Here is a 12378-nt window from a genome sequence, read left to right on the forward strand (position 1 = left end):
TGTCGGATACTCGACGTGTGGTCGGCAACAAGGCGCCTCGATTCGTTGGCCACCAACGGATTTGCAACCTTCGTCCGACCGGTGCGGATTTGTTCCTGAGAACGAGAGAGCTGGATTTCGTATGGCCACGATGATGGTCCTCACTCCTAGTTATCGGCCAGACTTCGACGCCTTCGTCGATCTTCACTCCAGTGTGGTGAAGCATGCGGCGACCGATGTCGTCCACCGCGTTGTGGTTCCAGACCGTGACCTCCGGCTTTTTCGGGGCATCGAGTCGAATCGGCTGGATGTACGGGCAGTGAGTTCGTATCTCCCGGAGTCGTTCCTGTCGACCTACTCCCTGGCGAGAATGCTGCAGTCACAAGACTGGATGCCCCACGCGGTGAGGACCATCCAGGCAGTCAATGTGCGACACCCCTGGCCACTGATTCGGGGCTGGTTGCTCCAGCAGATCGTGAAATTGGCAGCGATTGCTGATGCAGAGACCGACGTCGTACTCACCGTTGATTCAGACGTAGCGATGATCCGGTCGTTCGGACCGAACGACTTCGTCGAGAATAATGTGGTTCGGTTCTATCGTCTGCCAGGTGGGATCGGCCCCAACCTCGGTCGGCACGTCAAGTGGCACTCGGTGGCCTCGAGCCTTCTCGATCTACCGCCGGGCACAGTTGATGCAACCACTGACTACGTGGCGGGCCTTGTGGCGTGGGACCCGGCGATCGTTCGATCCATGACCGAGCGAATCGGCAGTGTAACGGGGTGCGAGTGGCGGGAGGCGATCGGTCACCGCCTGCACTTTTCCGAGTGCATCCTCTATGGCGCATTCGTAGACGGGCTGGCCACCGATCACGATCGTTCGTTCGCCTCTGCAGAGTCGCTCTGCCGGGCGCATTGGGATCCGGTGCCGCTTGACCGTGCCGGCGCCGACCGGTTCGTGGACTCGATCGAACTCGGTGATTTGGCCATTCAGATCCAGTCGACATCCAGAACGCCTGAACACATCCGCCGATACATCATCGACGCCGCCGAATCCATCGCGTCTTCAACCGGAGACGGCCTACCAACGTCGGCGGCGCCGCAGCGCGTAGACGGCAATCCCCACGCCGACAACACTGAGTAGATCTGACTCGGTCAAGCCATTCGTTGAGGTGAAGGAAAGGAGCACTGCTCCTTCGATCGGCCCGTTGAAGAGGATCCACAGCACTGATACCCCGATGAGGGTGAACGCTGCGGGACGGCTCGGCTTGGCCAGAGTCCACGCCCCGCAGACGAACAACAAAATCAGCAGCACGAGGCCGTGAAAGAACGCGGGCGTAATGGGCATCCGTGCAGTATCTCAATGACGCCTGAGGGAACGCTGATTCATGTAAGTGATTCGTGACACCTCACCTGGGTGCCGGGAGTTGTCTCGCCGCGTTGGCATCTTCAGGGTCTCTGGACTGGCGTTACTAGGATATGCAAGTATTGTGAGCGCCGTCGCAGTCGATCATTGGAGTGTCATGTCAGACGAGAGCACCGTCCTGGTCCGGACGGAAGGCCGCATTGGCCGGATCACCTTGAACCGCCCCAAGGCCATCAATGCCATCACCCACGAAATGGTGCTTGAAATCGATGCTGCTCTCCGCAAGTGGGCAGATGACGACACTGTCGAAGCGGTGGTCCTCGATGGCGCCGGTGAGCGGGGTCTGTGCGCGGGCGGCGATATCGTTGCCATCCACCGCGACGCCTTGCAGTCCGCCACCCTTGACGACGCGGTCGCGTCTCCCTCGGGCAAGTTCTGGTACGACGAGTACATCCTGAACGCCTACATCTCGCACTATCCGAAGCCCTACATCGCCCTGATGGACGGCATCGTCATGGGCGGCGGAGTCGGGATCTCGGCGCACGGCAACACCCGGATCGTCACCGACCGCACCAAGATGGCAATGCCCGAGGTCGGCATCGGTTTTGCTCCCGACGTGGGTGGCACCTACCTGCTGGCGAAGGCTCCGGGCGAACTCGGTACCTACCTCGCGCTGACCGCTGCGCAGATCAATGGCGCCGATGCCATCGCCATCGGATTCGCCGACCACTATCTGCCGTCGGAGAAGATCGCCGACTTCATCTCAGCGCTGACACACCGGCCGGTCGATGAGGTCATCGGCGAGTTCTGCATCGCTCCGCCGGCGTCGGGTCTGCTCTCCAAGAGGCGCTGGATCGACGATGCCTTTGCGGCCGATACCGCGGTCGGGATCGTCGAGCGTCTGCGTGGCCACGACGAGTCCGATGCCCACGACACCGCCAATGTGGTTGCGGCGAAGTCTCCCACGTCGGTCGAGGTGACCGTGCGATCGCTGCGTGAGATCATCGCCGACACGACCTTGGAGACCGTGCTGGTCACCGAGTACAGGGTGTCGATTCACTTCCTCACCCATCACGACCTCGCCGAAGGCATTCGCGCACAGGTCATCGACAAGGACCGGTCACCCAAGTGGTCACCGCCAAGCCTCACCGCTGTGGACAAGGCCGACATCGACGCCTTCTTCGCCCCGGTACCCAAAGAACTCGAACTGACGAACGGAAACCAGGCATGAGCGACTACGAAACGATCCTCACCGAGCAGCGCGGCCGGGTGGGAATCATCACCCTGAATCGCCCGAAGGCTCTGAACGCCTTGAATTCTCAACTGATGAACGAAGTCGTCTCTGCGGCACAGGCGTACGACGCCGATCAGACCGTCGGCGCCATCCTGATCACCGGTTCCGAACGCGCGTTCGCCGCCGGCGCCGACATCAAAGAGATGGCCGACAAGTCCTACGTGGACATGCTGGCAGTAGATTTCTTCAGTGCCTGGGATGGCCTGGTCAACGTTCGGACACCGGTCGTTGCGGCCGTGGCCGGGTTTGCCCTCGGCGGTGGGTGCGAGCTGGCGATGATGTGCGACATCATCATTGCCGCCGAGAACGCGGTCTTCGGTCAGCCGGAGATCAACCTGGGTGTTATCCCGGGAATCGGTGGCTCGCAACGACTCACCCGCGCGATCGGCAAGGCCAAGGCCATGGACATGGTCTTGACCGGCCGCCGGATGAAGGTCGATGAGGCAGAGCGGGCCGGCCTGGTCTCCCGCGTGGTGCCCACCGAGTCGTACCTCGACGACGCACTCGCGGTCGCCAACACGATCGCCGAACTGTCGCTGCCCATCACGATCCTGGCCAAGCAGGCGGTGAACCGGTCACAGGAGATCGGCCTCAGCGAAGGAATCCTGTTCGAGCGCAGGGTCTTCCACTCGACGTTCGCCACCGAGGACCAGTCCGAGGGCATGGCCGCGTTTGTGGAGAAGCGCGACGCGAAGTTCAACCACCGCTGATCGCGCACACCGCATAGACGCTCGTCCTTCTCGCGCCCGCGCAGTTTGCAGACTGCGCGGGCGTCAGTGTTCTGAGGGGTTGTCGCTTTGGTTGCGGTCGGACACCCGGGCGCGGATCGGACCCTTCGGGACCATGGTGAACGGAAGTGCAACGGGGAACTCATCATCAAGGGCCTCGATGCGATGCCGACCGATGATCGTGGCCAACGCCAGGGTGGCTTCGAGCATCGCGAAGTGAGATCCGATGCAGCCACGTGGTCCCCCGCCGAAAGGTAGGTACTGCCACCGGTCGCGGTCGTTGAAGTTCTCGGGAGCGAACCGATCGGGGTTGAACTCCAAAGGACTATCCCAAATCGACGGATCACGGTGCATCGCATAGATTCCCGCAACCAACCACGCACCTGCTTCGACCCGAAAACCGTCCACGTCGACATCGGCGACCGCGCGACGACCTATGGCCGGCGCCGGTGGGCACAGCCTGAGTGCCTCATGCAGCACTTGAACCGCGTAAGACAAACGAGGCAGATCTTCGGGCGTCAACCTGCGTTCGCCGAGCTGGGCGGTTTCAGCCGCGAGCCGGTCCTGGATATCAGGATGGCGGCCGATCGCCCACAACGCGTACGTCAGAGTTGTCGATGTGGTGTCGTGACCAGCGATCATGAAGACTATTAGCTCGCTGCGTATTTGGCTGTCAGAAAGCGATTTTGAGGTGTCAGGGTCTTTGGCGTCAATCAATGCACGAACCAGTGGGGCGTCCTTCGTGGGATCGATACGGCATTCGTCGAGGATCGTCTGAGCACGGTTGTGCATCGCCGTCGCAGCTGTCCGAGCACGTCGTCGTGCGGGAGTGGGCAGCCAATTCGGAGCTCGGACCGGCTGTGTGCCCCGGCCCGTCACGTACTTCAGAGCGATGTTCATCGCGGCGGCGACCTCGTCGACGTGTTCGTCGAGGTCGAGTCCGAGTACCGATCGTCCCAGTACCCGCAATGTGAGGGAATGACACAGCTCATCGAGGTCGATGATGTCGACACCGTCAAAGTCCTCGAAGCAGGACTCGGCGGCTTCGGCCATATTGTCGGCATATCGGGCGACATGATTCTTGGTGAATACCCGCTGCATCGCGCGCCGCCGTGGCAACCATTTGTCGTGCTCGACATTGAAGAGGTTGTCGCCGAGCAGCCGCTGCTGTTCTGTGAGGAACGGGAGAGCCTTGTCGACGAATGCGTGAGGCCGGTCGAGGACGTCGTGGATTGCCTGCGGCGAGGTGGCCACAACGAACTCGGGAAACATCCACGACGGAGCCAGTTTGTGGCGGGTGACCGGCCCGCCTGCATCGCGGAGGGTCTCCATCCCGGTGTGATAGTTCCGTACGGACTTGAGCCGTTGTAAATACGGCAAGGGGTTGCGCGGTGCGAGGGGGAGTTTGGCCACCTCGACGGGATCGACTGTTTCGACCATGATGCGACCGCCTGTTCCGGTGTCGGGTCGTCGGTTGGTTCTGCAATCGACTATTCAACGGTCTGGCCGGGGCGTCGCGAGTAGTCGACTACCTCAATCGGGCGCCGGTGAGGATCTCTGACAGTTCTTCCCGGCTGTTGACCCCCGCGCGCTGTGCTGCCCGGTACAGGTGGCCTTCGACGGATCGCACAGAGACGCTCAAACGCGTGGCGATCGCGCTGTTTGACAGGCCGGTTGCAGCCAACGTGATGATCTCGCACTGCCGCGCCGTGAAAGGTACGGCCGCTGTCGTCTGGAGCTGGGCCGGAGTCGCCGTGCGTCCGCATTCGGCGGCCAGGCGCCGCGACATCTCGGACGCCAGGAGTGCGGATCCACGCCGTTGCCGGTTGCTGAATATCCTCCCTGCCTGTGCTGCGGTATCCGCGGCGGCCACGCGGTCGCCCATCGTCTCGTAGTATCCGGCGGCTGCCAACACTCCAGTCGCATCGTCGGTTGCCAGCGCAGCGGCATGACGTGCGGCGATGCGCGCGCGGGGTCCCTCCACTCGGGAGGCCAGGTCGTCAAGCCTGCTTGCCATTGTGAGACAACCGAATTGGGTCGCTGTCTGTAGTGCCAGAACCTCATAGGCCGGTTGATTGTGACGCCGTGCGAAATCGGCGGCTGTGACAGCCAACCCGATCGCTTGGCTGACCGCGCCCTCGGCGGCCTCGACCCAAGCCTGCACGAGTGCGCGGCCACTCTCCATGAACGTGTATTCGGCCGGCCAGATGTCCGACAGCACTCGGAGGGTCTTTTGAGCGTTGGCAGCTTCGCCGCTGACAGCTTGCGTCTCGGCGATCCAGAGGAGGCCGGCTGGATTGATGGCATCTGACGTGGCTGTGTAGGTGTCGTTTTCGATTCCCACCCGAGCGTCGAGGAGCTCGGTGGTCGCGGTCTGCACTCGTCCGGAGGCGAGTGCGGCGTGTCCACGAAGGTACGTCGCCAGGATGTAGGTGGTACCGCCGACGTCGCGCGCGATCTCCGTGAATCGGGAGGCTTCGTTGAGGCATTGGCTGATGTGGCCGGAGACGCGGCAGACTCGGGCGTGGATTGCTGCCAACCAGAATTGGAGTTGTGCTGTCTGCCATGAGGACTCGGATCTGGCGTAGCCTCGCGTCGTGTATTTGTTTGCGGTCTCGTACATTCCGAGTGCGCCGGCAGACATCACCATGGCGGAGGTTGCCATCATGAAAAAGAAGTCGCTTGTCTTCGGTTCCGAGATTGAATCTTCCGCATGCCGGATCGCGGCCTTGGGTGACGCCTGCACGGAGAGTATGCAGGCTCGGACAGCGGAGAGCTCCGATCTCACGTCCGATTCGAGCGAATCGGTATCGATGACATCAAGCAGTTCGGCCGCCGCGACAGGACGGGCGAGCATCCATGCGAGGTTCGCGGCGCGCAAGATGTTCCATCGGGGAAAGTTCGGATGGCAGGACTCGATCGCGCGCTCGTTGAAAGCTCGCTCAGCTGTGGGTCCCTGGCCTGCGACCACCAGTGTCATGAGATGTGGGTAGGCATCCTCTGGCGAGATGTCCAGTGCCAGAGCCGAGGTGGCGAATCGTGTGGCCAGACCGACGTCGAGCGACATCAGAGCAGTCTGTGACGCCTGGGCCAGGAGCGTGGGATCCGGCGGAAGGTCAGACTCGAGGACGAGTACCGCGCGGCGAAGCACAACGGATGGCTCTTGGCGCATACCGCGCGCAAGTGTGGCGGCGATCTCTGTTGCCAGGCGACGGCGTCGAAGCAGTCCGAGTTCGGCCCGGCGGACCTCTCCCAGTAACGGGTGGCCCAGTCCGACGGTGATCGCTCCCGTAGGTGAGGCGCGAGTGCTGATGGCGCCCAACGATTCCGCCAGTTCCAGCGTGGGATCGTCGACGAGTGAAGCCAATTCGGTTGTCGTCAGCGGTTCGCTGACGGCCAACAGGTCGACCAGATCCGACACCTCGGGTGGGAGATTGGTCATGTTGGCCCGAATGATCTCCGCCAATGTCGGAGTGATGGTCAGGTCACCGGACCAGAACCACAAACCGGAGGTGTTGGTGAAACGGCCCGCGGCGTACTCTTCGTCGACGAGCTGGCGCAGCAACAGGACGTTCCCGTCGCACAGCGTGTGCAACCGTTTGAGGCTTGTTGATTCGATCGGGCCGTCGAAAGCTCGCTCGAGCAACCGGCGGGTTTCTGCTCGGGACAGCGGTTGAAGTTCGAGGCGCGGCAGATGCCGGTCTTTCCACAGGGCGGCGATGGCATCAGGTGCAGGTTCCCCGGCGCGTATCGACACCAGCACATTGGCGAGTTTGCGGACCGTGAGCTCGTGGATCACGAACGCGGATTGATTGTCGAGGAGATGCGCGTCATCAACCGCCACGATCAGGGCTTTGGCGTCCGGTGATGTCGTCAAATGGTCGAGAAGGCATCGAATCTGGCGAAGCGGTTGCGCGTCCACGTCGATATCGAGGTGCAGGTCGGAGAAGACGGCCAGTGGCACATCCCTCGACGACAACGTCGCGGACACCCGATAGCACCGGTGGCCCAGGCGGCTCGCCGCCGCGACGGCCTCGGTACACAGGCGGGTCTTGCCGACACCGGGCGCGCCACCGATGACGACGCCGTTACCCCCGCCGCGACGAGTGATCGCGGCAGTGGTGAGTTCTACTTCTTCTCGGCGTCCCGCGATCGGCCACTCGACGAACATGATCGACTCCCTCGATCACAATTCACGATGTCTGAAAGTTCTGTTCCGGTTTGGCTGCGACTGTCGCACCAACACCTGTGACGCTAAGTCTGGCCGAGCCTGGCGAGCAAGCTATTTGTCCGCTCACCGGTGTCGTCGGCGTAGGTGTGCCAACTTTGCCTCGGCGACGTCGTAGAGCATCGGTAACGCAGTTATGTCGACGTCAAGGCAGTCGGCGACCGTTGTGGCCGGGATTCCGGCGGCTCGCAGGCGCAGCGCGATCGAATACACCACCGGTAGTTCATTCATAGCGGTGTCGAGATCAGGCGCGTTGGTGGCCACCTATGCATCGTCACCCGATCTGGATGGCGAGGGTGGGGTAGCGGACTACCCCGATTACGGGTGTCGATTCGTGGTTCGACTCAACACCCTGCGATGGATTCCGGGATGTGTCAGAACTCGTCGAGTGTGACGTAGCCGTCTTGGAGAGCGCGCGCCAGCAGTGCTGCTTTGGTGTGCGCGGGTCGGCCGCTGGCCGCGTATTTACCTCGGATTCGGTTGACGTGAGTGTTGACGGTCGCCGCAGTGATGAACAATTCGCTGGCAGCGCTGGACTTCGAGTCATGCTTTACCCAGCAGCGCAGCACTTCGATCTCGCGTGCGGTGAGACGTGGCATGGCAAACCCTCTGATGCTTAGAGGGGCAAGTGACAAGGTCATCGAAATATCTCCTGGTGATCGGGTTCCCGGCCCAGGATGATCTTCTTATGATTGGCGACGATCGGGTAGACACATCTTCTGGTTACACCAAAAATGCCTCATCGTTACCCTTGCTAGCTAGCAAGGTCGGAGGCCGGATCTCCATGCACGTCAAGATCAATCCTCATCGTGCCAGACTTTTCGTCACTGCGATAGATCGAAATCAAACTCGATCTTCCAGGAGGTAGAACGCGGATTCGTAAGTGCCCGCCGTCGGCGGTGTGGAGTACCTCGTTCACATGTTGTGTGACCCGCCGGTGGACCGCGGGCGATGTGTAGGTGAGCCCGCCGTCATCGATCATCACAACGTCGACACCTCGACGCCGAGCCGCACGCACATTGCCGGCGACTGCCACGTTTGTCAGCGCTGCCGCCTGTATCTGATCGCGGAGCTGACCCTCGAGCAGCGCGCAGGTCCTTTTGTCTGCGCCAGAAAGTTGTTGTCCCTCGGCGATGCGCGTGAGCATCGGCCGGACCATTGATTCGAGATCGGCGAGCCGGGACATGCGTTCTTCACGGGCGGCGCCGGCAGCGGCTGCTCGGGCCGCTTCCTCGGACTCTGCGCGGTTCATCGCCTCGATGGCGAGAATCGAACGACGCAGGACCAACGCGAATGCTGTTCCGATGAACAGCCGGGCCGGTAACAGCAGCAACAGAACCAGCTCCGGGCGTCCTTCCGAAAATATCGCGGACCACGCGATGATGAGGACGTAGCAGGCAGCAAAACTGGACCAGGCGAGCAGGATTCGTCCGCGCAGACAGAGGATGACGCACAGTATGGCGACGGCACTGACAAGCCAAGGTGGACGGCTGCTTTCGATGACTTGAGGTTCAGCGATCAGTAGCGTGAGCACGGCCGCCGGTAGCGCCAGGCAAGCGATGGCCGTGAAGCGGAGCTCGAGTGGGTCCTTGCGCCCGAAGGTGATTGCGCCTGCGCCGATGCCGAGGAACCCCAGCGTGACGATGACCGGCCACACAGCGCTGTCGGCGGGCAGGCTCCCGAGGGCAACAAAGGCGGTGACCACAACAAAACTGAGAAACGCCAGACCGACGAAGATTCTGGTGCTCATGTCGGTCGCCGCCAGGTCAGTACCACCTGGGTCCCGTTGCCCGGCTTCGAGCTGATTGTCACCGATCCGCCCGAGATCTGTTCCAGCCGTCCACGAATCGACAACGCAATACCCAAACGATCCGAGGGGACGCGACTTTCGTCGAAGCCGATCCCGTTGTCTGAGATATCGATGGTCAGTGAGTTTGTGCCCATCGATAGCAGAACCGAACGCTCGGCGCCCGGACCGGCGTGCCGAACACTGTTGTGCAGTGCCTCGGACATGGCAGCCATCATCGCGTGCACGGCGCCCTGCGGATAGGTCGTCGACGCTTCGATTGCCGCGGTGTTGTGTACCTGTGAACCCGGGTCCACGATCTGTGCGGCAGATTCGGCCTCAGAAATGACCTCGGTCGGAGTCAAGGCGCGCTGTAGATCATCATCGGCCCGGAGATCGTCGAGTTGCTTCAGGGTGGCCAGCGCCTGGCCTTGCAGTTCGGTGTTGGTGCCCTCGCGGGACGCGGCCCACATGATCGACATGACGCGATCGTGCGTGATCGCATCCAATCGCGCCCGTTCACGTCGTCGACTCTGCTCGGCGGCAGTGGTTTCCGCACGGCCTTTCGCGCGGACCTGGGCGCGATCGCGAAGCCTGCCGGTCTCCAACGCGATGATTGCGATGGTGAAAGGGACCGCTGATACGAACAGTCCCCAGGCGAGGTCGGGGACGAACTCGGACGCGCTGGTTCGCTCTGCCGCAGAGGCGCTGATCAGGCGGGTTGCCGTCACCGATACCAGGAGGTAGACGGTCGCAGCGGGGAGTGGCATCGCAACCACAGCCGCCACACTGGCGACGCCGGCTATCGGAGTCAACCAGGCGCCGCTCCCATCGCCGGTCGGTAGTCCGTTCCACACGAAGGGGAACGATGCGAAGACGACGACGTAGGAGATCGAAACCGCCCACGCCGCGCGATAGGTCCAGCGGTCGTCCGGGATGAAGGTGCAGATGAACATCGCCGCTGCGGGCGCGACGATCAATGTCAGCGCTGCGACGGTCCACCACGTCGGGACGACTTCCGAGAGAGATCGGATGGGGGTGATCAGCAGCAGCGGGTAAAGGCACATCGCGATGGATCCGAACCGGCTGACCTGTCGAGCTGTGAGATCGCCGGCCGATGTCGGCGTCGGCGACCCCGGTGTTGCCGATCTCAGCGACGAAAGCGCCGCGGCATTGGTAGCCATCCGTCCTCCAGTGCCCGCTTGTACAGATCGGTCTTGGTAGGTGCCGGCCGACCTGCCTCGGAGTACTTCTGTTTGATCCGCCCTACGTATGAGTTCACGGTCTCGGCCGACAAGCCGGTGATGGAGGCGACCCGCGTTGCCGGCTCGCCCGCGGCGTACAACTCGAGTATCTGACGTTGTCGGGGGCTGAGGTCGACCGCGGCGAGATTGGGATCCGAATCGATGGCGGTCGCCCATTCCATGGTGGGAACCACCACGCCGGACAGCGCTGATCGGATCGCGCTGATGAGTTCGTCTACATCGACAGATTTTCGCAGGATGCCGAGCACCCCCGAGGTGAGCGCTTCGCGGATCAGGAATGGCTCGGACGCAGAGGTGAACACCAAGATATTTTCGGTGACGGTGTGCAGCTGTTCGATATTGCTGCGTGGCCTCGAATCGTCGGAAAGCCGAAGATCGAGCAGAGCAAGATCGATCGGCTCGCCCTGATCGATGAGCTTCGACACCGTCGGAGCATCAGCCACCACCGACAATCCGTCTGCCTGATTGATGATCGTCACCAGACCCCGCCGGGTGGTCGCGAAGTCTTCCACGACACCAATACGGGCAAGCTCGCACGTCTCATCCATGGGTCACACGATGAGAAATTACGAAAGCCTCCATTGGTGGGACCTACTGGTTCAAGTCGCGCCTGAACAGACACAACGTCTATTTGCCGGTTCGGGACGAACGCGCGCCCATGTTCTTGAGCTGGCCAGAACATATCTTAGCTGTCACCAGCTAAAACCGCAGGACTCGGTGCGGATTACCCGGCGGATACGGACGGTGCTGCCGTCGATGAAAGTGTCTGTGAAGCAATTCCCGGCGCTCGGGATTGTGCGGGCGATGTGAGATTGCGGGAGGGCTGACTCACCGTGCGCTGACCTGGACCGTTGCCCGAGGTGGAGCGGCTGGTGGTCTCGACAATGGCTGAGCGGAAGTCTCGTGTCACTTGCGCGCGGCGCAATGTGAGCAGCTCGGGCGGACCTTCGAGCAGATATCGACGGGCCAACCGTCGCGGATCGGATCCGAGCCGATGAAGCCATTCAAGACCGAGGCGTTGCAGTTGGACCGGCGCCCTCGCAGTGGTTCCCGCCAGGAAGTCGGCGGCTGCACCGAAGGCCAGCAATGCGCGTGATCCGGTCCGTGTACCGAAATGTTCGATCCACATCTCCTGACGGGGTTTGCCCAATCCGACCACGAGTATGTCGGTCCCGGCATCACGAATTTCCTCGGCGTCCCGTGCACATTTGCGTGGGTCTGAGAGGTCGGCGCGCTCAGGCGACCAGTAGCGCACCGGGCCCAGCCCGCCAAAGTCCTCCCTGATCCGCTCGTCCAGTTTTTGGTGTAGCTCGGGAAATCCCCCGTAGAAGCCGACGCGGCTCCCGGCGCGCTCGGCCTCGTGCAATATCGACGGCAGTAGATCAGCGCCCGTGAGGCGAGGCCAGGGGCGTCCCGTCAGCTTGGTCGCGCGGGCAACGATGGGGGCCCCGTCGGCGAGTAGTACCCAGTCGACGCCGTCATCACCGTGTCGGTCCGGGTGGTCGAGGCGTGGGCCACCGGGGGCGGTGAAGTGATGTAGGTGGTCGAGGTTGACCGATCCGATCGCCAGCGGGGTGTTCCTTGGTCCGCTCAGGCGCCTCTGCACCGTATCGAGCACAAGGTCTTCCGTGCATAGGTCAACGGGAACCCCACCGATCATCATTGTGACCGTCTGCGGTGCCAAAGTTTTTTCTGAGTGCATCGTCGCTCTCCTGAAAATGGGGTGGAGTCGGGG

11 protein-coding genes are annotated in these 12378 nt (G+C 62.1%); 3 read left to right on the forward strand and 8 right to left on the reverse strand.

The features are described 5' to 3' along the window. Positions 1–121: 121 nt before the first annotated feature. The 3 genes from AC56PL_RS01605 (at position 122) to AC56PL_RS01615 (ending at position 3346) form a co-directional block, all read left to right on the forward strand. On the forward strand, positions 122–1120 hold the full coding sequence (locus tag AC56PL_RS01605; RefSeq protein ID WP_495514682.1) for a DUF6492 family protein: 999 nt from the start codon (positions 122–124) through the stop codon (positions 1118–1120). 379 nt (positions 1121–1499) lie between these two features. Continuing rightward, complete coding sequence (locus AC56PL_RS01610; protein ID WP_495514683.1) at positions 1500–2573, forward strand: 3-hydroxyisobutyryl-CoA hydrolase; 1074 nt, start codon at positions 1500–1502, stop codon at positions 2571–2573. Next, positions 2570–3346, forward strand: a complete 777-nt coding sequence (locus AC56PL_RS01615; RefSeq protein ID WP_495514684.1) for an enoyl-CoA hydratase — start codon at positions 2570–2572, stop codon at positions 3344–3346. Before AC56PL_RS01610 ends, AC56PL_RS01615 begins: the two co-directional genes overlap by 4 nt. Before the next feature lie 63 nt (positions 3347–3409). On the opposite strand, the gene AC56PL_RS01620 is transcribed toward AC56PL_RS01615, so the two are convergent. The 8 genes from AC56PL_RS01620 to AC56PL_RS01655 form a co-directional block, all read right to left on the reverse strand. Beyond that, positions 3410–4804, reverse strand: coding sequence for a cytochrome P450 (locus AC56PL_RS01620; protein ID WP_495514685.1), 1395 nt, complete (start codon positions 4802–4804; stop codon positions 3410–3412). Between the two features lie 88 nt (positions 4805–4892). Next, entirely contained in the window at positions 4893–7535 is a 2643-nt protein-coding gene (locus AC56PL_RS01625; RefSeq protein WP_497152826.1) for a helix-turn-helix transcriptional regulator, read from the reverse strand. A 123-nt stretch (positions 7536–7658) separates the two neighbouring features. Beyond that, positions 7659–7856, reverse strand: a complete 198-nt coding sequence (locus AC56PL_RS01630; protein WP_495514687.1) for a hypothetical protein — start codon at positions 7854–7856, stop codon at positions 7659–7661. Between the two features lie 110 nt (positions 7857–7966). Further along, on the reverse strand, positions 7967–8191 hold the full coding sequence (locus AC56PL_RS01635) for a response regulator transcription factor (RefSeq protein WP_482135708.1): 225 nt from the start codon (positions 8189–8191) through the stop codon (positions 7967–7969). 155 nt (positions 8192–8346) lie between these two features. Then, complete coding sequence (locus AC56PL_RS01640) at positions 8347–9342, reverse strand: DUF8320 family protein (protein WP_495514688.1); 996 nt, start codon at positions 9340–9342, stop codon at positions 8347–8349. After that, entirely contained in the window at positions 9339–10562 is a 1224-nt protein-coding gene (locus AC56PL_RS01645; protein ID WP_497152827.1) for a sensor histidine kinase, read from the reverse strand. Before AC56PL_RS01645 ends, AC56PL_RS01640 begins: the two co-directional genes overlap by 4 nt. Continuing rightward, the gene (locus AC56PL_RS01650; protein ID WP_495514690.1) at positions 10529–11191 is read right to left on the reverse strand and encodes a LuxR C-terminal-related transcriptional regulator; all 663 of its coding nucleotides are present in this window, start codon (positions 11189–11191) and stop codon (positions 10529–10531) included. The genes AC56PL_RS01645 and AC56PL_RS01650 overlap by 34 nt, the downstream gene beginning before the upstream one ends. Before the next feature lie 176 nt (positions 11192–11367). After that, entirely contained in the window at positions 11368–12345 is a 978-nt protein-coding gene (locus AC56PL_RS01655) for a WecB/TagA/CpsF family glycosyltransferase (protein ID WP_495514691.1), read from the reverse strand. Positions 12346–12378 lie beyond the last annotated feature (33 nt).

The organism is Williamsia sp. Y721 (assembly GCF_059683565.1).

Excerpts from the sequence above, each read along its gene's own strand:
- AC56PL_RS01605 (WP_495514682.1), top strand. The coding sequence starts at position 122 with ATGGCCACGATGATGGTCCTCACTCCTAGTTATCGGCCAGACTTCGAC.
- AC56PL_RS01610 (WP_495514683.1), top strand. The coding sequence starts at position 1,500 with ATGTCAGACGAGAGCACCGTCCTGGTCCGGACGGAAGGCCGCATTGGC.
- AC56PL_RS01615 (WP_495514684.1), top strand. The coding sequence starts at position 2,570 with ATGAGCGACTACGAAACGATCCTCACCGAGCAGCGCGGCCGGGTGGGA.
- AC56PL_RS01620 (WP_495514685.1), bottom strand. The coding sequence starts at position 4,804 with ATGGTCGAAACAGTCGATCCCGTCGAGGTGGCCAAACTCCCCCTCGCA.
- AC56PL_RS01625 (WP_497152826.1), bottom strand. The coding sequence starts at position 7,535 with ATGTTCGTCGAGTGGCCGATCGCGGGACGCCGAGAAGAAGTAGAACTC.
- AC56PL_RS01635 (WP_482135708.1), bottom strand. The coding sequence starts at position 8,191 with ATGCCACGTCTCACCGCACGCGAGATCGAAGTGCTGCGCTGCTGGGTA.
- AC56PL_RS01640 (WP_495514688.1), bottom strand. The coding sequence starts at position 9,342 with ATGAGCACCAGAATCTTCGTCGGTCTGGCGTTTCTCAGTTTTGTTGTG.
- AC56PL_RS01645 (WP_497152827.1), bottom strand. The coding sequence starts at position 10,562 with ATGGCTACCAATGCCGCGGCGCTTTCGTCGCTGAGATCGGCAACACCG.
- AC56PL_RS01650 (WP_495514690.1), bottom strand. The coding sequence starts at position 11,191 with ATGGATGAGACGTGCGAGCTTGCCCGTATTGGTGTCGTGGAAGACTTC.
- AC56PL_RS01655 (WP_495514691.1), bottom strand. The coding sequence starts at position 12,345 with ATGCACTCAGAAAAAACTTTGGCACCGCAGACGGTCACAATGATGATC.